This window comes from Luteococcus sp. Sow4_B9 (assembly GCF_052116585.1).
Taxonomy (GTDB): domain Bacteria; phylum Actinomycetota; class Actinomycetes; order Propionibacteriales; family Propionibacteriaceae; genus Luteococcus.
This window is the reverse complement of the sequence record NZ_JBQKKT010000006.1, coordinates 49,950-72,044: the sequence shown is the minus strand read 5'-3', so window position 1 is coordinate 72,044 and position 22,095 is coordinate 49,950. Positions and strand designations below refer to the sequence as shown.

The following is a 22,095-nucleotide window of genomic DNA, read 5'->3' as shown; positions in this document are numbered from 1 at the left end:
GGGAAGCCGGCGGTTCCGGGTCAGTGGGTGCGTTCCCACTCCGCCAGGAAGTCATCCACCTCCGCGCGGGTGGGGGCGGTGGCGGGTCCGCGGCGGGTCACCTTCAAGGCGCTGGCGGCATTGGCGCGTCGGGCGGCCTCCACCCAGTCACCGCCGACGATGAATTCGGCCGAGAGCACGCCGGTGTGGCAGTCCCCCGCGCCGTTCGTGTCGACGGGCTTTTGCGGGTAGCCGGGCACGACGTGTGTCTGGCCGGCCAGGTGCACGGCGCACCCCTCGGCGCCGTCGCGCACGATCACCACGGCACCGTCGGGCAGGTGCTCGGCGGCATGCTCGGCGGCCACCTGCATGTCACGCTCCATGGTCAGCTGGTAGGCCTCGTCGGCATTCGACGTCCACACCGTTGTGAGGGCGAGCATTCGCTGACGGACGGGGGCGGGCAGGGCGCTGAAGGCCGCACCCGGATCGAGCAGCACGATGACGCCCTGGGGGAGGGACTCCAACCATTCCAGCAGCGGCCGGCGCGTGCTGCGCACCACCAGTGAGTAGCCGGTGACGTGCACCAGGTCTCCCGGCTGCGGATTGCTGGTGGCCAGGGATTCGACGCTGATCAGGCGCTCCGCACCCATCGTGGTGACAAAGGTGCGCTCGGCCGAGGGTTCGATCATCACGAAGCAGATGCCGGTGTCGATGTCGTCGACGACGGGGGAGGATACCTGGATTCCCTCCGCCGCCATCACCTCGCGAATCAGGTCGCCATTGGGGCCCTTGCCGTGGGCGCCGGCGTGCACGCTGTGTGCACCGGTGCGTGCGCTGGCCACCAAGATGTTGGTGGCGCCACCGGCGTAGCGGTGGTAGGTGGTGGCCATGGAGTTGTCTCCGCGCCACGGCAGGGCGGGGATCTCGACCACCTCGTCGACCAGGGCCTGGCCGGTGTGGATGACGCGGGGCATGGTGTTCCTCTCGGGCTTGCGCGGTGTGGTGCACGCGTGCTGGCCAGACTACTGGGGCGCTCCCGGTGTGGGGTGCGTGTCGGGGCGCGGACAAGGGGTTCTGTGCACTGGTGCCGCGCACTACGGTGGGGCCATGCCCAGCTTCGATGACCTCGAGTTCTACCCCGGTGACCCGATCTTTGGTCTCACCGACCTCTTCCGCGCCGACGAGCGGCCGGACAAGGTGAACCTGGGCGTGGGCATCTATCTGGACGAGCTGGGCCGTCTGCCCCTGCCCGAGGCGGTGCGCCTCGCCGAGCAGCGGCTCGCCGAGCAGCCCGCGCCGCGCGGATACCTGCCGATGGGTGGCGATCCGCAGCTGGTGCAGCTGGTGCAGCAGATGGTCTTCGGCCTCCCGTCCGCCGACGAATCTTCGACGCCCGAGCCCGTCGAGGGCCTGGACCCGCTGCACCAGCGGATCGCGACGGTGCAGACGCTGGGCGGGTCGGGTGCGCTGAAGGAGGGCGCGGACTTCCTGCGCGCCCTGCTGGGGGCCTCGACGGTGGCGCTGAGTGACCCGTCGTGGGCCAACCATGCCGCGATCTTCGGCGGGGCGGGTTATGAGGTGGTCAGTTACCGCTACCACGATGCCCAGAACCACCGGGTGGACGTCGACGGGATGGTCGAGGACCTGTTGGCGATGGTCCCGGGCACCGTCGTCGTGCTCCACGCCTGCTGCCACAACCCGACCGGTTACGACCTGAGCGCCGACGAGTGGGTGCGCGTTGCCGAGGCGTGTGCGCAGCGGGAGCTGGTGCCCTTCCTCGACATGGCCTACCAAGGCTTCAGCCGCGGCCTGGACGAGGACCGCGTGGCGGTGGACACCTTCGTCGCGACCGGGCAGCGTTTCTTCGTCGGCAATTCCTTCAGCAAGAACATCGGCCTGTACGGCGAGCGGATCGGTGGGCTGAGTGTGGTCTGCGCCAGCCGCGACGAGGCGACCCGCGTGCACAGCCAGTTGTGCCGGGTGATCCGCACCAACTACTCCTGCCCGCCGAGCCATGGGGCACAGGTCGTGAAGCTGGTGCTCTCCGACGCCGATCTGCGCGCCAGCTGGGAGGCCGAGCTGGAGCAGATGCGGCTGCGGATCCGTCGCATGCGCGAGGCCCTGGACGCCGGCTTGCGCGCCGAGGGCATCGAGACGATGGGCTTCGTCACCGAACAGGCCGGCATGTTCAGCTACTGCGGTCTGGACGTGGAGCAGATGCACCGCCTGCGCAGCGAACACGGCGTCTACGGCACCGACGACGGGCGGCTGTGCGTGGCGGGGCTCAATGAGGACAATGTCGGCTACGTCGCGAAGGCGATCGCCGCGGTGGTCAGTCGTTGAGCTTGCGCAGTCCGTTCAGGTACCCGATGAGTGGCACCGCGGTGTAGACAACGGGGATGATCGCGACGGTGAGCAGCGCCACATCCACGTGCGATGGCCATGACATCGTCCGGATCATCAGGCCGACGATGAACAGGACGGCCAGCGCAACCGCGGTGTACAGGGCGTAGCGGTTGCGGTTGCGGACCAGCTCGTCGCGCTTGGAGTCCGTTCCCAGGTGCAGGGGTGCGGTCCCGGGGGTGGCCTTGAAGATGTGGCAGTTCCCGACGGAGACCGTGTGCGTCCAGCCGGCGGCGGCGAAGATGTCGAAGTAGTCCTGCGTGGGGTGGTCCTCGTAGGCGAGGTCGAAGATGAGGTCCTCGGCGGGGCCATCGGTGAAGGTGAAGCCGTGGGCCAGGGCGTTGACACCGTTGAGGTGCTTCCCTTTGCGCGCCATGTCCGCGAACATGGCGAGGTCCTTCTCTGGGCTGATGGCCAGGCCGTGGCCCATGCGGGTGGTCATGCTTCCTCCATGATGCGGTCGGCCATCGCGAGCAGTTGGCGACGGCGGTCGATGTTGCGGGTCAGGACGTCCCGGCCGGTGGCGTTGAGTTGGTAGACGCGACGGGAGTCGTCGCCGTCGAGTTCGTCGATCAGGCCGGCGGCGACGAGCTTCTTGAGCGTGGTGTAGAGCGACGCGGGCCCGATGGTGATGTTCCCGTCGCTCTGCTCGGCGAGGAACTGCATCACGGCGTACCCGTGGCGGGGGCGCGTGAGGGCCAGCGCGATGTGCAGGGCGGAGTCGGGCAGGTCACCGCTCTCGAAGCCGGAGCTGCGTGCCATGCTCCACCTCCTCGAGTATCACTGAACGACATATCATTTAGTGATATTCAAGCACGCGGGTGGGTCAGGAGCAAGCGCCCCTGGTTCACGTCCCCCCGAGCTTGTCGAGGGGTCCCGTTCCCCGAGCCCCGCTATGCCGACCCCCGAGCTTGTCGAGGGGCTTGACCCTGACGCAACGTCAGGCCGCACAGTCGGACGCATGAGCACCTTCAACGCCTTCGACATCAGCCCCGTTCCGGCACCCGGACCCGACGCGCAACCGCCCGAGCTGTTCCGTGGGATCTACGGGATGCCGATGTTCTTCCGGATCCCGTGCACGGACCTGGCGGCGTCGGTGGACTTCTGGACCAGGGGCCTAGGCTTCTTCGAGCTGTTCGGCATCCCCCGGGAGGCTGGTGCACCTGCGGAGGTGGGCCTTCCAGGACGTGCTGCTGGTCCCCGGTCCGGTTGCTGGGCTGTCGGATCTGCAGGTGAGTTTCGCGTGCGTGCTGTCGCAGCTAGACGAGGTCGCCGATGCGTGCCGGGCCTTCCCCGGCTCCGACGTGCAGGGCCCGACGGATACCCCGTGGAATACCCGCGACCTGGCGGTGACCACGCCCGAGGGAACCCGCGTCGTCTTCACGGCCGCCAAGCCGCTGGTTGTCGGGAGTGCTGAGGCGGCGGGCTTGGCCGACGTGGGGATCGTCGCGCCGAGGTGACCGACGAGAATGTGGCCATGGACCTGGGCGAGGGGATCACCGTCGGCATCGCCGCCGCGCGGGTGGGCGTGACGGTGCGGACCCTGCACCACTGGGACCGGATCGGGTTGGCGGGGCCGTCGGGGAGGTCGCCCGGCGGCTACCGGCTGTACCTGCCCGGCGATGTCGAGCGGTTGCGACGAGTGGTGGCCTACCGGGAGGCTGGGCTGTCGCTGGAGGAGATCGGCGACGTGCTGGACTCCGCGTCGTCCGACGTTGGGGCGGTGTTGCGGAAGCGCCGCGCCCAGCTGGCTGCCCAGATGGATGACCTGCGACGCCTTGATGAACGCCTGGCCCGACTTGCCGATGCCCATGAGCGCGGAGTGCTGCTGAGCGACGAGGAGCAGTGCGTGGCCTTCGGGGACCGGTGGCGCCCCGAGTGGGTCGACCAGGCCAAGCAGCGGTGGGGCGACAGCGCCCAGTGGGCGCAGTTCGCGGAGGGTTCTGCGGGCAGGTCGGCGGAGCAGTGGCGCGCCCAGGCCGAGGCGATGCGGCAGTGGGAACGTGACGCCGCCGAGGCTCTTGGCAGGGGAGTGGAATCCGACGCTGACGAGGCCCTCGCCCTGGCCGACCGACACAAGTCCGTCTTCGGCGCGTGGTTCCCGATCACCCGCAGCATGCAGCTCTGCCTGGGGCGCCTCTTCGAGTCCGACGAGGGCTTCGCCGCCCACTACGACCGGCTGCACCCCGGCCTCGCCGGCTGGATCCGCGAGGTCTTCGACGCCGCCGCCCGGGCCGACGGGATCGACCCCGGTTGCCCGGTCTGGAGTTAGCCTGTCAGCGGTCGCCCCGCGCTCATCGGTTCAAGAGAAGTCCGTCGGGGCGGAGACGAGCAATGGTCTGGTGCTCCAGTAGCTTCGCTGCCTGCCCACTGCTGGCAACCGCCCAGGACAGTTCGGGATTTAGCCGGTCGATGGCCAGCTTTGCCCACTCCGTCGTCCGCTCCGGCCCCGAGGCAGCCAGGTGTTCGATGCGATCCATGAGCCATTCAGTATCTGCAAGGGCCAAGTCCATAGCATGCTCGCCAAAACCGCTTGTTGCGGCCTTGCCCGAACGGTACTTGCTGAGCCTTCCCCAGATGCCTTTGCCCGACCTCTCCCTGGCCATGCCAACGTAGCGAATGCTTCCAGAGAATCGGATCAAGTAGACCCCGGGGTGACGCGGGGCTTGCGTAGTGCCTTCGAGGAACGGGATCCATTCGGACCAATCAGCAAGTTCTGCTAGGCCGTACATATCCGGATCTAGCGAGGGCGTGATAATCATGTCTTTCAGCATAGATTTGAATGCGACTCCAGGGCTGAATTACTGCGTGATCGAGGTCGCGGCGAACAGGTCCGCGGGCATCGGGTGGCGCAGGCGCCAGGTGATCGCAATGGGCCGGTCTCCGGTGTGGCTGACGTACTGGGCGTCGCCCAGGAAGACATACGGCGACGTGCCGAACTCACCCTGCCTCTGCTGTCGCACGAACAGCAGCGGGGTGCTGCCGCCGGTCAGGTAGCGCTGTCCCGTCTTGGAGTTCACCGACGTCGTCGACTGCGATTCCCAGTGGAACTCGGTGCGGCTGATTGGGTAGTCACGGTAGAGCGTGGTGGGTGAGTAATCCGCCTCGGACTTCTTGAGCGTGATGAAGAAGGCATCAACCGGCTCGCCATCGACGTCGGTGAACAACACGCCCTCGCGGAAGTTCGATGGTGCCCGACCTGGCCGCGCGTGACCGAGTGCCGCCAGGATCTCCTCGCGGGTGTAGCTCGCGTGCGGGCGCAGCGGCAATCCGGCCAGCGGCCCGCTCATATCGACGGTGATCCGTCTGCTGGCGTCGAAGGCGAGGTCAACCACTTGGCGCATCTCGTCGGTGACCAGCGGGTGCTTCTGCAGGGTGGCAAGGCCTTCGTCCACCGAAGCAAAGCCGCCGCCATCGGGCCAGATGGTCCAGAACATCATTTCTGCGAGTCGTCGGCTGCGGGTTTCCCGGCCTTCGAGGACCGCCTGGTAGTCCGCGGCGCGCACCGGATCGTCGACGTGCGTGACGGCACGAACTCGTCGCAGAAGCTGGGAATCCTCACGGGACAAGGGCTCGATGAGACCGGCGTCGGCGCGCAGGTGCGTCCAGCTGCGGTTTGCCGAGGGGCGGATCACCTGGTTGAGCTCCAGGTGATTGTCGTCAAGGAAGTCGCGCAGTGAAGCCGTGGGTTCGGAGCGCAGCTCGCCGACCAGCTGCGGCCAGCGCATCTGCAGGTTGTCCTTGAGGTTCTGCATAACCGTCTGCTGTGCGACGCGGTCCAGCACGATCTGGCAACCCGATGGCAGCAGGGGGAAGCCCTGGTCCACCTGCTTCTCCAGCTTTTTGCCACGATGCCCCGTCAGGGCGCGGAAGCGCAGGTCCAAGCGGTACTCCTTGCGGTGCTGGGCGACAAAGTCCAGGACGGTGAGCACGTCCTTGCCGGGGCTGGTGCGCAGACCGCGGCCCAACTGTTGCAGGAAGATCGTCGGGGATTCCGTGGGGCGCAGGAGCATCACGGTGTCGATCTCCGGGATGTCGACGCCCTCGTTGAAGATGTCGACGGTGAAGATGCAGCACAGCTCGCCGGCACGCAGCTTGGCGACGGCGGCGTCGCGTTCCGCACTGGAATGGGCACCCGTGAGCGCCACTGACGGGAGTCCGGCGCGTTGGAAGGCGTCGGCCATGAAGTGCGCGTGGTTGACGCTGACGCAGAAGCCGATGGCCTTCATGGCGCCCGGATTCATCACCTTGGCGCGCAGTTGATTGAGCACCAGGCGTGCCCGGGCGTCGCTGCCGGTGTAGATCTTCTCGAGCTCGTTGATGTCGTAGCGGCCCTGGCGCCAGTTCACTTGGGTGAGGTCAACGCCGTCGCTGATTCCGAAGTAGTGGAAGGGCGACAACAGACCGCTCTGGATGGCATCCCAGACGCGCAGCTCCGCGGCCACCCGGCCGCCGAAGAAGCCACGCACGTCCAGCCCGTCACCGCGTTCCGGCGTGGCGGTCAGGCCCAGCAATTCCTTGGGCTGCAAGTGCTCCAGGAGCCGACGGTAGGTGCTGGCCTCGGCGTGGTGGAACTCGTCAACCACCACGACGTCGAAGGCGTCGGCGGGGATGTTCTCCACCCCGTAGCCAGACAGCGACTGGATGCTCGCGAAGACGTGATCCCACTTCTCGGGGCGGTTGCCATCGACGAACAGTTCACCGAAGATGCCGTCGCCCAGGACCTCGCGGTAGGTGCGGCGCGACTGGGTGAGGATCTCGCGGCGGTGGGCAACGAAGAGCAGCGTGGGGCGCGTGGGGCCGGTGCACAGGGACTTGTAGTCGAGGGCGGCCATCACGGTCTTGCCCGTGCCGGTGGCGGCGACGATCAGGTTGCGGTGGCGGTCATGCGCGGTGCGCTCCGAGGCCAGCGCGTCGAGGATCGTCTGCTGGTAGGGGTAGGGACGCACCTCGAGACCGGAGATCTGGGTCTCGGATGAGCCCTGCTTGATGCCCTTGGCACGGGCCAGTTCCTGGTCGAGCCGGTCGGCGTCGATGGGCCCGCGGTAGGGCTGGAACTGGTCGCTGTTCCAGTAGGACTCGAAGGTGGCGGCGAACTTGTCCAGCAGGTGCCCTGTGCTGGCTGACGAGAGCCGCACATTCCACTCTGCGCCGTCGACGAGGGCGGCGCGGGACAGGTTGGAGGAGCCGACGTAGGCGGTGTCGAAGCCGGAGCGACGGTGGAAGAGCCACGCCTTGGCGTGCAGGCGGGTGACGCGGGCGTCGTACTGGACGCGGACCTCGGCGCCGAACTCCTCGATCAGCCGGTCCAGCGCGCGGCGTTCCGTGCCGCCGATGTAGGTGGTGGTGACGACGCGGATGGGGACGCCGCGCTCCCGGGCGTCGGCAAGCTCGGCTTCCAGGAAGCGCAGGCCGTGCCACTGGACGAAGGCGCAAAGCAGGTCGATCCGGTCCGCCGAGGCCATCTCCGCGCGCAGTTCGTGGCCGAGGTTGGGTTCGCCGGGGGCGTTGGTGAGAAGGGCCACGTCGGACAGGGGAGTGCTGGGGCGCAGGTGAGTGACCGCTCGGGTTCCAGGGCCAGCCTCGGGGCTGAGACGCGTGAGCTGCCGAATGGGAGCCAGCGGCTCGTCTTCGGGAGAATCCAGCAGGTCCAGAAGTTGCTTCACGACGGCGACCCGCTCGTCGGGGTTGCGCGGCAGGCGGCGACGCAGGGCTTCGGCCAGGTGACGGGCGAGGACGTCGGGCTGGTCGGCGGGGTCGATGTCGCCGTAGTCGGCGGACAGCGGTGAGGCGGCCAACTCGTCGGCGAGGGCGCGTGTGATGAGGCTCTCGTACAGGCCGGCTTCCGCGCCGTGGTGACTCATGAGGACCAGGTTGGCACAAGCCTCTGACAACTCTGGTGAGGCCGGCCGACGGATGTCAGCCGCGGGCTCGTTTCGCGTCCGAGCCCGCGGACCGGCTATAGTTCTCTGGTCCGCTCCGGCGGGCGTGCCGCCCTAGCTCAGTTGGTAGAGCAACGCACTCGTAATGCGTAGGTCAGGGGTTCGACTCCCCTGGGCGGCTCCACCAAGTCCCCTTGTCAGGGGGCTTTTTCATTTGTCCAGTGAGCGGGAACGCCCGCCAATCTCGCGGATTGCAGCAAATGTTGCAGCTTTTGGCCTTCCGGCGAGATCGACGGGCATCGGTGCCTGTGGCTCAGTGCATGCCGAGGCGACTAGGCAGCGAGGGGACACAGGCCTCGAACAGCTCGCGGCGACTGGATGCGCCCGTGGCCTCCACCAGTTCGTCGATCACGGCCAGATCGCTTTCGAGCAAGCGACAGCTCAACTGCTTGCAGGGTGCGGCTGGGCGCCGGCTCTTCGAGGTGCCCGCGAACCGGAAGAGGGTCAGGGCGTCCGCTTCTGACCCTTGATGGGCAGCTACCAGCCGTGAAGCTTCCTCGGTGTCCAGATCGACGGCATGGAGGAGCGCGTCTGCGGTGGTCATGCCGAAGTGCTGTTTGACACGCTGCACCGTCTCGATATCGGGGATGGAGAGGCTCACCACTAACTGAGTTCGCGGCTCTTCCACGTCGGCGGTCTGTGCACCATCGTTGGAGTGGCGCGGGTCGGCAGGGCTGAGAGGCCTCTGGATCAGCTCCCACGTCAACGTGACGCGGTACTGCGTGTTGGGATCATCGTCGATCCACGGGGCGTTGAAGACGGCTTCTAAGGTCATCGGTTCCTGCTGGCTCACCATTCTGCTGCTTCCTTCTGTCGGTTTGGTTGGAAACCTGGGGTACTGCTTCAAAGCGGCAGGCTGGTGAGGCCTGCAAATGGAGTTGTTGCGGTCAAGGTTCCCAGTTGATCGAGTCCGCCTGTCCCTACGTCCACAATGCGGCGGCCATAGTGTCGGCAGCCTCGCGGGACACCTTGGGAGCCACGTGGCTATAGGTGTTCATCGTCAGGTCGAAGGTCGAGTGGCCGAGCGTCTCCATCACCACGCGGGCATGGATGCCTTCCGTCAGCATGTTGGACGCGGCCGTATGGCGCAGGTCGTGCAGCCGGATGGGCGGCAGGCCGGTGTCCCGCAGGTGGTGCTGGAAGGTCCGGTAGTCGTTGCGCGGATGCAGCGGCTTGCCCTGTGCAGTCGTGAAGACCAAGCCAGTTTCCTCCCACTCGTCGCCAGCCTCGGCCCGCTGCTGGTCCTGTTCGGCCCGGTGGGTCTTGAGGGAGCGGACGAGCGGCTCGGGCAGCGGAATGGTCCGACGGGACCGGGCAGTCTTCGGCTCACCAAGGACCAAGCCTTCACCGGGACGGTAGCTCAGCGCCTTGCGGATCCGCAGCGTCTGTCCGGCCCAGTCGATGTCCTCCCACGAGAGGCCGAGGGTTTCGCCCTGGCGCAGCCCGAGGACCACCGCCAACTGCCAGCGTGCCGCCATGGGCCGGGACTCGATGAAGACGAGGAACGCGCGGGTCTGCTCCAGGGTCCACGGTTTCACCTCCTGCCGAGTGACCGACGGGGGATCGACCGCCAGAACGGGATTGCTGGCCATCAGCTTCCACCGCACGGCCACGGTCAAGGAGCGACGGAGCAGGGCATGGAGCCGACGAACGCTGCCAGCCGACAGCCGACGGCCCATCAGCTGGTAGAAGTCGGAGATGTGGTGGGGCGTCAGCTTGTCCAGACGGAGCTTCCCCAGCACGGGAATGATGTACAACCGCGCCTCCTGCCGGTACCGGCGCAGGGTGGACGGGCGCACCGTCTGGGAGGCCACCTCGTCGAGGTACTGGGTGAGCCAAGCCTGCAGGGTGGGCGACCGGCCAGCGATGACCGTGCCCTCCTCAGCCTGCGTCATCAGGCGGCGGACCTTCTGCTGTACGTCGGCCTTGGTCCGGCCGGAGACGTACTTGCGCTGCCGCTTGCCGTCCTTCCAACCCAGATCCGCGTAGCCGCGCCAGGCGCCAGCCCCGGTCTTGTAGACGGCTCCTTCACCGTTGCCGCGACGGTTCCCGGACTGGCTCATGCCGCAGCCTCGGTGCTGGCCGCGACGAAGCGCTTGAGCTCGTCAACAGCGATCCGGCGGGAGCGGCCCATCTTCACGGAGGCAAGTTGGCCGGAGTAGATGAGTTCGTACACGCGGTTGCGGCAGACGCCGAGCATCTGTGCGACTTCGGCGACGGTCACCATGAGCTTTTCCATGGAGGGGTTCCTTTCGTGGGGTTTTGATCCAAGGGCGGAGTTCGTCCCAGGGGCGCAGTGCCTCTGAGAGGGCTTCGAGGAGGATGTCGAACTGCTCCAGAAGGGGAAGTTCAACCGTGGTGCTGAGGACGTTGATGAGAACGTCGGCAAGGGAGATGAGCGCTTTCACACAGCCGGACCATGCGCAAATGCGCTTGGCTCGCGCCGGCGACAGGGTTCATGCGGGACCAGCTGCCAGCGCTACGGCGGAGTTGCTGAATTGATGACCGGGGCGTTGGTCTTGAGTTCGCTCCGCGCCTGACGTTCGACGGCAGCTTGGAACGTCTTGGCCTCGGAGTACTGGCTGATCCACAGGCGCTTCTCCTGGATCCCGCGCATGATGATCCGCGAGTACGTGGCCGGGTTCGCCTGCTTGGGCGTCCACAGGTAGCGCGGCTTGCCGTCGTCGGCCAGGACTTCTGCCGAGAGACGCTCGATTTCCGGGGCCACGTAGCCGTAATTGAGCAGGGCCTCCTTCACCACCTGGGCACGGTCTGCCTTGTGGCGCTTCAGCGTCTTGCCGGTCCACTTGCGGGAGACGAGGCAGCGACGGCCACCCAGTCCGAGGTGTTCACGATCGTGGTGCTTCTTCGGGCAGGATCCAGGAACCATCCCCTCAGCGGCCCCCGCGGGCTGCACCCCGTAGCGGAGCCAGTTGGAGCACTGTTCGGAGCAGGGCAGCCAGCGCAGTTCGCAGTGGAGCCGGTCGATGTGCGCCTCATAGGCGGCGTCGGCGTCGTCATCCGCGAAGGGCTCGGCAATCGACTTGTTGAGGTACTTCACCAGGTAACGGACGGCGCGATCAGCGTCGGGCGTCCCGGCAACAATGCCCTTGATGTCGGTCTGGGTGCCGCAGTTGGAATCGTACGGCGCCAGCCTCTACCGACGAAGAGGGCGACGGTTCTTCCCCTGAGGCGCACTGAGGGCGCCACTGCTTGTGCGCTCACATGTCTCTGTGGCCCTCACTCGAGCGTGCTGCTGACTTGTGCTCTATGAGATCAAGCCCGTCGCTGCGCTCGGGGTCGACACCGGCTTGTGTCCTCGCTCGCTGCGCTCGCTGCGAGCCCGCCGCTGCCGTCACTCGAGTCCTTCTGCGTAGCGTGGAAGCCACACATCGCAAAACCAACTATCTGCTGCGAGTGTGCGTTGGAGAACGACCCCCCAGTGATTTTCCCCTAGCTTATTCGCATCCTTATCGGCAGAGTTCAGCAACACTTCGGGTGCGTTTGATAGATCTCCCGCGTGAACCTCGGTTCCAGCTAGAAGGGAGTCGGCGACCTCGATAACCCGACCCGCTGAGGCTTTCATGTATCGTCCACGTAGGTTCAATGCGGTGAAGTAATTAACTACGCGCGCGGTCGTAGTGCCATCCCAGTCATCTGGCGCGGAAACGAAAAAATCGATGAGAGGCTCCTCGTATCTCAGTACCTTGCCTGAGAGCCATCGCGCATCGTCGCGCCAAAAGTATGGGTGTATATGTTCGGTTAAAGCAGTGTCTGCGGTAAGAGCCAAGAGCTTCTTATTGCATGCTTGGCAGGCGGGTATCAGATTCCAGGGGTCCAATCCCAGTGCCGAATAGCTGCTAATGGGTAAAAAGTGATCCAATGTATCTGCATCAAGGCGTTCGCAGTATGTGCATCGAGTCAATTTAGCGCTTGCCAAAATTTTGTCATAAATATCGCAGCCGGACCCGCCTACGAGGAGATTGTTGTAGGCCTTCTCCATGTCAGTTTTAGTCACTTTGCGTGACGTGCATTCTTTTGGCGTTAGACTCCAACATTCGCTCATGGCCGCGGCTCGCTGATAATTCTGGGAAATGATCTGGAGATCAGTCTTGGCCGCGGAGAGTCGTCTCTTTGTCAAACTTGTGCGTCCTTGGGTGCAAGCTTCGACGATATCATCGACGGTAAGTGTGGGCGGTTCTAGCTGCCACATTACTCAAAACTCACCCCCTCTTCTGCGAGAAGAGTCATTGCACGCAGCAGTCCGCGTCCCTCTTTACCGAGTTGGTTATCCAGCGCCTTCAGGACTGCCTTGTAGGAGCCGAGGTCCTCGGTCATGTCGCGGAGCAGCCTATAGAATCCCGTTCCCTCGACCTCGAGTCCGAAAATCTCATGCGTGAGAGTCCCGACGTTCTCTCCGAAAGTCTCGATATCGGGCCGGGCGACCGCCGTTTGACGGCCAGACCGCGTCACCTTCCACACGCAGGAGCGTGGAACTTCCTGCAGAACAACGGGCGAGTGAGTAGCAATGATTGCCAGCCCGTTTCGATCGATCAAGAGATCGCTCAGTGCTCTCATGTATGCACTCAGCAAGGGAGGGTGCAGGTGTGCCTCTGGCTCATCAATTAGCACTAGGCTCTTTTCGCGAACTGAGTCGACAAGCCTAGTTGTCGTGAGAAATACAATGCGATGTCCAGAGCTCAAGCGCCAGTACTTCTCGGCAACCTCGTTAATAATCTCCTTGGGGGTACGCTCTGATGCCAGCGACTCGGAAATCTTTGATTCCGCGAAAATCGGATCATTCTCCAGAATTTCGATGGCGCGGATGAGTCGAGATCTCCTTGGCTGGGCCATGCATTCGGTGAGGGATTTCTTGAGTTCGGCGCCAAGATCCACGTCGGACTTGAGTTCCGTTGGATCAAAGGGATCCTCCATCGGCTTCTTTAGGCCGATGAATTCGACCGGTCGCTTCGCGCCTTCGGCCTCTAGGGGGGTTCCGAAAAAGTCGAAAGCGCTGAAGGAAACTACAACCAGGTTGGTGATCTTGACGCCGAGCTTCTCTCGGTTTTGAAAAGTGTTCAAGATCTGCGTCAGAAGCGTCGATTTTCCTGCGCCATTGCGTCCGATAAGAATCTGCAGATTAGTCGGCGGCTGCGAGTCGGGCTTCACAGCGAATTGCAGTTCCACTGCCCCCATTCGGGATGATTCTTGGCGGGAGAACTTGAAATCATAGGGGGTGAGCATTGCTCCTCCCCGGGATGCTCGTTTGAGCTGGCCCTCAAGCGTCTCCTTCCCAACGCTGCGGAGGAGTGACCGAGTGGTTACTCCTAATGGATAGACTCTGCGTCTTATTTCATCAGAATACGCAATATCGCCAAGGAGCTTCAGGACAGTTTCCGCTTCTTCTGGTACTATCGCGCGAAGATTCTTATAGTAGGAAACATCTTGACCCAAGGAGAAAGTTCCAGAGTTATTCTTGGTGATGATCTTTTCTAGTTTGGGTACTCGACCCTCGAATTCTTTGGAGGCTACTTTCACCCACCCAATATTCTCAATTTCATTGGCGGGTGTCTTGTAGCGGAGAAGGTAGAGCGTCTCGTACTCCCACCAGTCGTTCCATCCATCGTGCGCCAAGAGGAAATGGCCTGGTGGCAGTGACTGGGCGTCGGTGGGCTGTCCGACATGAATTGTTGTCACGGGATCGCTCCTTCCATCATGACGATCCTATGGCATCACAGCTCATCCGTCTGCCCATTCGTGACATCCACCCACTCTTAACCTCTTGCGGCACGCGCCTCTAGAAAGGCCGATGGGCTTAGACGAGGCGAATGAGGCCATCGAGGGACCCCCGGCTGCGTCTCGCGGTGCCGGAGCGGTGCCGCGATCACTCGGTGGTCCCTCGGCGCGGCTAACCCCTCGGGCTAGGGGCGAAGCGCCGCACGCAGAGACTGCCCCTCTAGCGAGACCTCAAAGTGCAGCCAGAGTTGCAGCCAAACGGCAGGGCTTTGCGGGTCGCAGGGGGACGCCACGGGACGATGATCACCCAGAGGAGCAGATCTCCAGTGCCTCCTGATGCTTCTCGTAATGCGTAGGTCAGGGGTTCGACTCCCCTGGGTGGCTCTGGAAGTTCTTGGAAGGTCTTGCACAGAAGGGATTCCCGCAGATGCGGGAATCCCTTCTTGTGCGTCAGTCAGCTCACCGGTCAGCTCACGTCCTGCGTTCCATGGTTATCCACCGCAGCGCTGGACTGGGGAGTCGCCACGTCGAGAGGGCAGGGCTGGCCCTAGAGTCCTGTCATGACTGAATCCCTCCAGGACTCCAAGTACTGCGAATTGCTGCTGGCGCCCTTGCGCAAGTGTGCCGACTATCGGCCAAAGATGGGTGGACAGGACAACGTCGATGTTGACCAGTTCACGATCCTCTACGGGGATGATCCGCTGTATCACTGGATGGGACTTGACTCGCCGCTGATGTATGCCGCTCACAAGGCTGCTGGAGGCATGACCTCGGTGTACCGGCAGCTTGGCATCGGTTGTGAGCGACTCTTCCGTCAGATTCTTCGAGATCAGCTCGGCCTGGCGGCCGAGCAGGTCAAGTGGGCCTACGAGTACCTGCCTGAGCCTGACCCGGATCAGCCGGGCAAGCCCCTGAAGAGCCGCAAGCTGGAACTGGACGGACGGGTCGACCTGAACGATGTACAGGACGCAGCCGCCAAGGACCGGATCAGCCAGTGGGTCCAGCAGCAGCAAGCGCTACTCGACATCAGCACCCCGCTGAAGGGTGCCGTCTTCGAGGTGCGCCAAGGCTACAAGAGCGCTGATTCAAAGCGTCAGAACGGAGACCTGGCCAACGCTGCCCAAGCACTCGGACACGGCTACCTGCCTGTGTTGGTGATCATGAGCACCCAGATCAACCATGCTGTGCGTGCCCGGTACATGGTCGGCAACTGGTCGGTGCTCATGGGTACAGTAGGCCAGCGCGACGCCCAGACAAGCACCTACAGCTTCCTGGACGATGTGGTCGGATACGACCTCCCGGCCTTCTTCGAACGCAACACAGCGCTGCTTCGTCAAGACGTTGAAAAGATCCTCAAATCGCTATTGGAGCCCAAGTGACATCTGCCTTGCCATCCCGTCGGTCGTTGCCTCGCAACGAACACATGACGTTCAAGGCCAACATGGGCGTGGGCCGTCATGGATGGCTTCGGCTCACGCCGGCCTACGGGGTCAAGCTCGTCCGTGAGCGAATCTCGACACTGCCAAGTGGAGCGGTCATCACCGATCCCTTCTCGGGCACCGGGACGACCCCTCTGGCCGCGGCCGAGCTTGGGCACTACGGTCAATCGGTCGATGTCAACCCATTCCTCGTGTGGTTGGGCAACACCAAGATGGCGCACTACTCGCCCGAGGCGCTCGAGCAGACCCGTGAGGCAGGGCACCACGCCGTTGCCTTCGCACGCAGCCTTGAATCGACTGCTGACCTCTGGCAGCCATCGCTGTTCAAGATCGAGAAGTGGTGGAGTCCTGGAGCGTTGCATGCTCTCAAGGGTTTGCGTTCAGCTATCGACAAGCACCACGGTCAAGTCCGCGATCTTATGGAAATCGCGCTGTGTCGAACCCTGATCGCTTCCAGCAACGCCGCCTTCAACCATCAGTCGATGTCGTTCAAAGCCAGCGACGGGGAAGCGGTGTTGTTCGAACTTGACGATGTCGCCCGGACCTTGGATTCGTTCACCGCCGAGCTGGGAACCATCGTCGAGAGCGCCAGGCTTGACCTCATGGGCGAAGGAGCCGTCCTTCTGGGCGACAGTCGTGGGAACGACGTCTCACCCGAAGGCCTCCGCAAGGCCGATGTTCTCTTGACCTCACCCCCTTATGTGAACCGAATGTCCTACATCCGAGAGCTCAGGCCCTACATGTACTGGCTTCGCTACCTGGACGTAGCTTCAGACGCCGGCGATCTCGACTGGAAGGCCATCGGAGGCACGTGGGGTTCGGCCACCACCAAGGTCGGAGCATGGTCTGCTGAACTCTCCACGCCTGCGGACGAGGCCATGATGCAGGTCTGCGAGTCGATCAGAGCCGATGGAGGCAAGAACGGCCCTGTGCTCGCCAACTACGTTCACAAGTACTTCGTGGACATGTGGCAGCACTTCCAATGGGTGCCAAGCATCCTCAAGGACGGGGGTCGAGTGTCCTACATCGTCGGAAATTCAACATTCTACGGCCATGTGGTTCCCGCCCAAGACTGGTACGCAACGATGCTGAAGGATCTTGGCTTCACGGATGTGAAGGTCGAGGTCATTAGAAAGAGGAACTCGAACAAGTCGTTGTTCGAGTACGACGTGACGGGTCGCATGGCATGAGTGTCATCAAGCAGAACAAGCTGGCAGACGTCGTCTGGGAACTGGTGGACGACAGGCACATCGTTCGACATGGCAGTGAGGAGCTCACGAACACTGCTGTGGATTCACTCGCCCAGATCACGTATGACGAGGCCGTCGAGCAGTTTGACCCGGCCAGGGAGAAGCGTCGCCGTGAGCGGAACAACGCGGACTTCCAGGCAGCCATCTGGGAGGGGTTTGGCACTCGCTCGACCAAGAACGCAGGCAAGGGCGGTAAGGGTGGCCGCGGAGGGGTCTGACACGCATGGACTCCTTCGACCTCCTTCTTGTTGCTGACCAGCTGCGCGACCTCTGTCTCGCGGCCGGCCTCGACCACCCGCGTGTCGCAGGTCTGGTGGCGTCGGGCCGCACCCTGCCGCCCGGCGTAGCCCTCGAGGTCTACGTCGTCCCACGACAAGAGATGACCGCGAGTGACCTCGGGCGCATCGGCCGCGAGATCACCGACGTCATCGGCTGGCCGATCCTGCTGTGGGCTGTGTCCCCTGGTGAGGAGGACTTCCTGCCGGGGGAGAGGGTCACCTACCTTGAGTAGCGCTGACCAGAACTCACAATGTCCCGGCAAGCAGGCGTTCACTGAACTAGGATCGCATCCGACAAGGCGCAGCATCGAGACGAGGGGAGTCGCTCATGGTCACGCGAATCCCTGTCAACGGTGAGGTGCTGCAGTGGGCTCGTCAAACCGCTGGCCTTGACCAAGAAACCGCATCTGAGCGTCTTCGCGTCAAGGTCGACCAACTGAAGCAGTGGGAAGACGGGTTGTTGAACCCCACCATGAACCAGCTGCGCCAGCTGGCCAAGGTCTACTCGCGCCCCTTGGGTGCGCTCTTGATGCCCGAGCCGCCGCGAGATGAAGTCACGCCCGCGTTGCCCGACTTCCGCCGGCCTAGTGAGCAGGATCATGTACAGCCGGCTGCCCTCCAGAAGGCCATCATCCGTGCCAGACAGCAACGCGAGGACTTGTTGGAGATCTCGGAACTGTTGGGCGAGGAGATCGAGTCGCGTAGCCCGAAGTTCAGCTTCTCGAAGACTGACGGGCCTGAGAAGATCGGCTCGCTACTCCGGTCGCTGCTGAAGATTGACTCGTTGTCGACGGGCAAGCTGCAGCGGCCAGACGAGACGTTGCGCCTCTTGGTGGACAGGGTCGAGCGTCTGGGAGTCTTGGTGATCCAGGTCCAGAACGTTTCCGCTGACGCCATGCGCGGCTTTTCATTGGCCGAGGATCAATTTCCGGTCATCGCCCTCAACGGTGCTGACTGGCCTCGAGGAAAGATCTTCACGCTGCTCCACGAGCTCGTACATGTCGGCCTTCGTGCCAGCGGACTTTGTGATCTGCAGCAGGAGTCCGACAAGGCTGTTGAGCGGTTGTGCGATGCCGCCGCGGGAGCTGCCTTGATGCCCTGGGGGGAAATGAATGCACTCCTCGTGCATCTCACGCGCCCCTTGACCGTCCAACAGATGTCTGCACTCGGCAAGGAGTTCGGCGCGAGCGGCGAGGCTGCCACCCTGCGCTTCGTTTCCATGGGCAAGGTGACCTGGGACGAATACTTCGAGTTGCGTCCGGCCTTTCGTCAGGCCTACAAGTCGTACAAGGCGGATGAAAAAGCTTCGAGGGACGGGGAGGCTCCCATCTACTATCAGCTCAAGGTGCGCGACTTGGGGCGCCCGTTCATTCGTAAGGTGCTCCAGGCTTATGGCGAAGATGCTGTCAGCTCACGCGACCTGGCTGTCATGCTGGACGTGAAATTCGACAAGGTGCCCAAGCTGGCAACTATGGTAGGGGCATTCTGATGACGAACCTGTACTCCTTCGACACCAGCGCGCTGATCGATGGTCTCGAGAGGTTCTACCCACAGAAGAACTTCCCGGCCCTCTGGGAGAAGATTGATGACCTCATCGCGCAAGGTCGACTCCTCATCTCGGAAGAGGCTTGGAAGGAGGCCATTCGCGTCGCCTCGGCCACCAAGGATTGGTGCGAGGATGTCAATGCGGCGCGCAATCAGGCGATCCGCAACACGGATGCAGCCGTGGCTGCAATTGTCGGTGCCATCATGCGCGACTACCCACAGTGGGCCAAGCAAGGGCGCAAGAATGGCGCTGACCCGTTCGTGATTGCGGTGGCAGAAGCCCTCGACGGGACCGTCATCACGGGCGAGAAGGGCGGCGGGCCCGCGAAGCCCAAGATTCCGTATGTTTGCGACAAGAGGCAGGTCCCGCACGGAGCCCTCGTGCGTGTGATCACAAGCGAGGGTTGGACATTCTGAGGCTGAGTGTCAGCTCGTGCTGCGTCCGTTTGTATGCTGACCGTACTATTCACGACGATAGGAAGCGGCGATGGGGCTCTTCGGCAGATTGCTCGGCAATCACACAGGTGCTGACGTGACCGAGGGAGATGATGCCCCAGTTCTCTGTGCTGCATGTGGCGATGTCAACGACAACGAGGATGTCAGCGACCTCTGCAAGTTCTGCTTTGCAGAGCATGACGGTGAATCGGGGATTGGCACCAGCTACTGCTGCGGCCAGATCTACGAGGAGGGCGAGACCGTGTGCGCTAGCTGCGGCGAGCCCCTGTGAGCAGCTAGACGTTTGAAGGACAAGTGCACAGCACACGCCCGCGTGTGCCGGGGGAGAGACCGAACAGAGTCATCTCTCGAAGGAGCACACCATGAGTGGCTCTTCGGACTTGAGGTGGGGTCAGGTGTCCAGGCCTCCGGCGATGAGTAGGCAGCGTAGTCGGTAGTTGTCGCGATTGCGGAAGCCTCTGGCGATGCGGCGGTGGAGTTCGATGAGCCCGTTGAATCTCCTATGTCTGTCAAGCAGGGCTCGGGGTGCAGTTGGCTGCGGCCGTGTTGAGTTTTCGGTAGATGTTTCGAGCGAGGTAGCGCTTGAGACAGCGGCGGATCTCTCGGGGTGTTCGTCCTTCGGCGCTGCGGCGTGCGACGTAGGCGCGGGTGCGGGGATCCATGCGCATGCGTGTGACTGTTGCCATGTGGAGTGCTTGGTTGAGACGGCGATCCCCGCCGGGGTTGATGCGGTGACGTTGTGTGTTGCCGGAGGATGCTGGGATCGGGCTTGTCCCGGCGAGACTGGCGAAGGCGGCTTCGGAGCGGACCCGTCCGGGATGCGACCACGCTGTGAATGCGACGGCCGCGGTGATGGGCCCGATCCCTGGTTCCTCGAGCAGCACGGAGGCAGGGCTCATGCGCAGGAGTTCGAGGATGCGTCTGCTCGCGGTGGCAAGGTCGTGGTCGAGGTCTATGATCCGTCTCGCCAGGCGTGTGGCTTCACCGCGGGCGGTTGCAGTGGCGAGGTCTTCGCTGCGGGGTCGCCATCCGGATGCGGTAGTGATCTGGCTGTGGTTGAGGGGTCGTCGCGCGTCGATGCCCAGATCGACGATGCGAAGCAGCGCGGTCAGGGCGTTGATGGTGGCGGTGCGTTCGGTACTCATGTGGTCGCGGGAGGTCAGTAGCACCTTGATCGCAGCTCTGACGCCGTCGTCGGCTCGTGGCATGCGTAGCTTGAGATGATCCAGCGGCAACGCTGCAGCGGCGATGCGTTGGGCGTCGAGCGGGTCGGACTTGCCAAGGCCGCGGTTGTTGCGGGAGTTCATGCGGGGCGCCTCGACCACGGTGTAGCCGGTTTCGGTGGCGGCGTGCGCCAGTCGTGCCCCATAGGTCCCAGTGCCCTCAATGACCCACAGGACATCGAGGTCTCCAGCGGTGCGACGACCGACCCAGGCCAACGCTCGTCGCAGGCCGGCGGTGGTGGTCGGGAATTGTGCTTGGTCGACGACTTCGGCGGTGGGACAGGCAAGGATCGCCAGCGCGTGGGTGCGGGCGTGGGTGTCCACGCCAATGACGAACGGGTGATGGTGAGCGACGATGGTCATGGTGATCGGTGGCCTCCTGGATCGTGAATGGGCGGGCGGTGGTCGCCCGCGGCCGGCATCGTTCGGGAAGAGGTCACGTCGAGACACATCTGTGATGGGTCACAACCGTTACGTTGGACAGTCTCCTGATTAGGTCATCGAGGTGGGCCGGACGATGCTGGCCGCGCCGACGGGATGGACAATTCAACGGAAAGGCACCACCGCGATGGGCCAATAGCTTCGAGGGTCACATCCGCGTCAGCACGACCAACACCATCCTGACCAGCCGATCCCAGACCAGCCACCCCCAGACTCACAGATCGCTTCGGTGGGGCCGTTGGATGCTCCGCCGGTGTCGAAGTAGGCCAGGAACGCGTCGCGCCATTGTTTGAGGGTGCGACCCAGGCGTGCGATCTCCGGGATCGGGCAGGTCGGCAACGCGTCCAGCAACTGCTGGGCGGCGGCCCGACCAGCAGCCGCGGACTCGGCGTGGTAGACGGCCCGGAGGCGTTGCGCTGCTTGCCAGGCGATGAACACTTCCTCATGGGCCTCGTGGGCCTCGATCGCTGTGGCGAGGCGGTGTTTCTGCTTGTCGGACAGGTTGTCGGCCGAGCAGCGCAGGATGGTCTGGATACCGAACAGTGGGTCGCCTTTGCGGCCCCGGTGACCGAGGGTGGCCTGCTGGACCCGGCGGCGGACCTCGTCAACGGCCTTCGTGGCGAGCTTGACGACGTGGAAGGCGTCCAACACGGCGGTGGCGTCGTCGAGGTGGTCGTCGATCGCGTTCTTGTAACCACGGAAGGGATCCAGCGCAGCGACCTCGATGTGGTCGAGCCAGTCTGTGCCGCGGGCGTGGAGCCAGTCGGCATACATCGTCCCGGAACGTCCCGGCACCAGGTCGAGCAGCCGAGTCCGGGCAGTGCCGTCGTCGCTGGGGGTGAAGTCGACCATGCCGGTGAGCATCTTCGGTCCACGAGTCTTCGGGTTCTTGTGGTGCCAGACGTGCTCATCCACCCCGAGGTGGTGACGCCGTCGAACCGGGCCGGGTCAGCATCGGCCACCTCCAGGACGGGTTTGATCGCACGCCAGATGGTCTTCCAGTCGACTCTGAGATGGCGCGCGAGTCCGAGCACTGAGGCGTGTTCTCGGCGCAGCTGCCCCACGGCCCATCGGACGGCGCGGCGGGTCAACACCGCCCGCGGTACGCAGATGCCAGGGTCTTGTTCGGTGAAGCAGCCCTTGCCACACAGGGCTTCGCGGCAGCGCCACGTGCGGGTGCGCCACACAATCACCACGGCTGCATCGCCGAAAGGGACATCGTGCAATACTCGACTGCGGCGGCCATGAGACATTGCGAGCACGCCGCAGTCAGGGCAGTAGCCCTCACCCGGGGCGGTCTCGACCTCCACGGTGATCCTGTCAACGTCGCGCTCGACAGCGATCACGTGCAGACCGGGCAGGTCGATCAAGGCATCACAACGAGGGCAGTAGTCGGTAGGCTC

The 22,095-nt window shown here is 63.9% G+C and carries 23 protein-coding genes, 1 tRNA gene and 1 pseudogene; 11 read left to right on the top strand and 14 right to left on the bottom strand.

Features of this window, described 5'->3' with window-relative positions; translation table 11 throughout:
- Nucleotides 1-20: 20 nt before the first annotated feature.
- Entirely contained in the window at nt 21-953 is a 933-nt protein-coding gene (locus ACTQ49_RS05830; RefSeq protein ID WP_441826906.1) for a PfkB family carbohydrate kinase, read from the bottom strand.
- A gap of 133 nt (nt 954-1,086) precedes the next feature.
- Between ACTQ49_RS05830 and ACTQ49_RS05825 the strand changes: the two genes are divergently transcribed.
- Nucleotides 1,087-2,322 carry an amino acid aminotransferase gene (locus ACTQ49_RS05825; protein WP_441826905.1) on the top strand — a complete coding sequence of 412 codons (1,236 nt, stop codon included), beginning with the start codon at nt 1,087-1,089 and terminating at the stop codon, nt 2,320-2,322.
- On the opposite strand, the gene ACTQ49_RS05820 is transcribed toward ACTQ49_RS05825, so the two are convergent.
- On the bottom strand, nt 2,312-2,824 hold the full coding sequence (locus tag ACTQ49_RS05820) for a DUF2812 domain-containing protein (RefSeq protein ID WP_441826904.1): 513 nt from the start codon (nt 2,822-2,824) through the stop codon (nt 2,312-2,314). The two genes, ACTQ49_RS05825 and ACTQ49_RS05820, sit on opposite strands and share 11 nt — an antisense overlap.
- The gene (locus tag ACTQ49_RS05815; protein WP_441826903.1) at nt 2,821-3,144 is read right to left on the bottom strand and encodes a PadR family transcriptional regulator; all 324 of its coding nucleotides are present in this window, start codon (nt 3,142-3,144) and stop codon (nt 2,821-2,823) included. The genes ACTQ49_RS05820 and ACTQ49_RS05815 overlap by 4 nt, the downstream gene beginning before the upstream one ends.
- A 395-nt stretch (nt 3,145-3,539) precedes the next feature.
- Here ACTQ49_RS05815 and ACTQ49_RS05810 point away from each other — a divergent pair, with 395 nt between their 5' ends.
- Both ACTQ49_RS05810 and ACTQ49_RS05805 read left to right on the top strand, forming a co-directional pair.
- Nucleotides 3,540-3,842: a hypothetical protein gene (locus ACTQ49_RS05810; protein ID WP_441826902.1), complete on the top strand. Its 303-nt coding sequence runs from the start codon at nt 3,540-3,542 to the stop codon at nt 3,840-3,842.
- Entirely contained in the window at nt 3,839-4,654 is an 816-nt protein-coding gene (locus tag ACTQ49_RS05805; protein WP_441826901.1) for a MerR family transcriptional regulator, read from the top strand. Before ACTQ49_RS05810 ends, ACTQ49_RS05805 begins: the two co-directional genes overlap by 4 nt.
- A gap of 22 nt (nt 4,655-4,676) precedes the next feature.
- On the opposite strand, the gene ACTQ49_RS05800 is transcribed toward ACTQ49_RS05805, so the two are convergent.
- Both ACTQ49_RS05800 and ACTQ49_RS05795 read right to left on the bottom strand, forming a co-directional pair.
- A complete protein-coding gene (locus ACTQ49_RS05800; protein ID WP_441826900.1) occupies nt 4,677-5,156 on the bottom strand; it encodes a hypothetical protein in 480 nt (159 codons plus the stop codon).
- Between the two features lie 27 nt (nt 5,157-5,183).
- A complete protein-coding gene (locus ACTQ49_RS05795; protein WP_441826899.1) occupies nt 5,184-8,246 on the bottom strand; it encodes a DUF3427 domain-containing protein in 3,063 nt (1,020 codons plus the stop codon).
- A 126-nt stretch (nt 8,247-8,372) separates the two neighbouring features.
- Here ACTQ49_RS05795 and ACTQ49_RS05790 point away from each other — a divergent pair.
- A tRNA-Thr gene (locus ACTQ49_RS05790) sits at nt 8,373-8,448 on the top strand.
- Between the two features lie 129 nt (nt 8,449-8,577).
- On the opposite strand, the gene ACTQ49_RS05785 is transcribed toward ACTQ49_RS05790, so the two are convergent.
- The 6 genes from ACTQ49_RS05785 to ACTQ49_RS05760 all read right to left on the bottom strand — a co-directional run bounded on the left by ACTQ49_RS05785 (nt 8,578) and on the right by ACTQ49_RS05760 (nt 14,021).
- Entirely contained in the window at nt 8,578-9,120 is a 543-nt protein-coding gene (locus ACTQ49_RS05785) for a hypothetical protein (protein WP_441826898.1), read from the bottom strand.
- Nucleotides 9,121-9,244: 124 nt separating this feature from the next.
- The gene (locus ACTQ49_RS05780) at nt 9,245-10,387 is read right to left on the bottom strand and encodes a site-specific integrase (RefSeq protein ID WP_441826897.1); all 1,143 of its coding nucleotides are present in this window, start codon (nt 10,385-10,387) and stop codon (nt 9,245-9,247) included.
- Nucleotides 10,384-10,563, bottom strand: coding sequence for a helix-turn-helix domain-containing protein (locus tag ACTQ49_RS05775; protein ID WP_441826896.1), 180 nt, complete (start codon nt 10,561-10,563; stop codon nt 10,384-10,386). Before ACTQ49_RS05775 ends, ACTQ49_RS05780 begins: the two co-directional genes overlap by 4 nt.
- A gap of 240 nt (nt 10,564-10,803) precedes the next feature.
- Nucleotides 10,804-11,478 (bottom strand): replication initiator, encoded by a 675-nt coding sequence (locus ACTQ49_RS05770; RefSeq protein ID WP_441826971.1) that lies wholly within the window; start codon nt 11,476-11,478, stop codon nt 10,804-10,806.
- A gap of 201 nt (nt 11,479-11,679) precedes the next feature.
- On the bottom strand, nt 11,680-12,327 hold the full coding sequence (locus ACTQ49_RS05765; RefSeq protein WP_441826895.1) for an HNH endonuclease: 648 nt from the start codon (nt 12,325-12,327) through the stop codon (nt 11,680-11,682).
- A 209-nt stretch (nt 12,328-12,536) separates the two neighbouring features.
- Complete coding sequence (locus ACTQ49_RS05760) at nt 12,537-14,021, bottom strand: AAA family ATPase (protein WP_441826894.1); 1,485 nt, start codon at nt 14,019-14,021, stop codon at nt 12,537-12,539.
- A 599-nt stretch (nt 14,022-14,620) separates the two neighbouring features.
- Here ACTQ49_RS05760 and ACTQ49_RS05755 point away from each other — a divergent pair.
- The 7 genes from ACTQ49_RS05755 to ACTQ49_RS05725 all read left to right on the top strand — a co-directional run bounded on the left by ACTQ49_RS05755 (nt 14,621) and on the right by ACTQ49_RS05725 (nt 19,299).
- Nucleotides 14,621-15,439, top strand: a complete 819-nt coding sequence (locus ACTQ49_RS05755) for a hypothetical protein (RefSeq protein WP_441826893.1) — start codon at nt 14,621-14,623, stop codon at nt 15,437-15,439.
- Nucleotides 15,440-15,483: 44 nt separating this feature from the next.
- Nucleotides 15,484-16,689, top strand: coding sequence for a hypothetical protein (locus tag ACTQ49_RS05750; protein ID WP_441826892.1), 1,206 nt, complete (start codon nt 15,484-15,486; stop codon nt 16,687-16,689).
- Nucleotides 16,686-16,967, top strand: a complete 282-nt coding sequence (locus ACTQ49_RS05745) for a hypothetical protein (protein WP_441826891.1) — start codon at nt 16,686-16,688, stop codon at nt 16,965-16,967. The genes ACTQ49_RS05750 and ACTQ49_RS05745 overlap by 4 nt, the downstream gene beginning before the upstream one ends.
- 5 nt (nt 16,968-16,972) lie before the next feature.
- Nucleotides 16,973-17,260, top strand: coding sequence for a hypothetical protein (locus ACTQ49_RS05740; protein ID WP_441826890.1), 288 nt, complete (start codon nt 16,973-16,975; stop codon nt 17,258-17,260).
- A gap of 95 nt (nt 17,261-17,355) precedes the next feature.
- On the top strand, nt 17,356-18,516 hold the full coding sequence (locus ACTQ49_RS05735) for an ImmA/IrrE family metallo-endopeptidase (protein WP_441826889.1): 1,161 nt from the start codon (nt 17,356-17,358) through the stop codon (nt 18,514-18,516).
- Entirely contained in the window at nt 18,516-18,989 is a 474-nt protein-coding gene (locus tag ACTQ49_RS05730; RefSeq protein WP_441826888.1) for a DUF4411 family protein, read from the top strand. The genes ACTQ49_RS05735 and ACTQ49_RS05730 overlap by 1 nt, the downstream gene beginning before the upstream one ends.
- Nucleotides 18,990-19,059: 70 nt before the next feature.
- The gene (locus ACTQ49_RS05725) at nt 19,060-19,299 is read left to right on the top strand and encodes a hypothetical protein (protein WP_441826887.1); all 240 of its coding nucleotides are present in this window, start codon (nt 19,060-19,062) and stop codon (nt 19,297-19,299) included.
- 238 nt (nt 19,300-19,537) lie between these two features.
- Here the strand turns inward: ACTQ49_RS05725 and ACTQ49_RS05720 are convergent, their stop codons facing one another.
- The 3 genes and pseudogenes from ACTQ49_RS05720 to ACTQ49_RS05710 form a co-directional block, all read right to left on the bottom strand.
- Entirely contained in the window at nt 19,538-20,614 is a 1,077-nt protein-coding gene (locus ACTQ49_RS05720; RefSeq protein ID WP_441826886.1) for an IS110 family transposase, read from the bottom strand.
- Between the two features lie 237 nt (nt 20,615-20,851).
- Nucleotides 20,852-21,607 (bottom strand): ISL3 family transposase, encoded by a 756-nt coding sequence (locus tag ACTQ49_RS05715; protein ID WP_441826885.1) that lies wholly within the window; start codon nt 21,605-21,607, stop codon nt 20,852-20,854.
- 71 nt (nt 21,608-21,678) lie between these two features.
- Nucleotides 21,679-22,002, bottom strand: a pseudogene (locus ACTQ49_RS05710) (transposase family protein); the annotation flags it as partial.
- Nucleotides 22,003-22,095 lie beyond the last annotated feature (93 nt).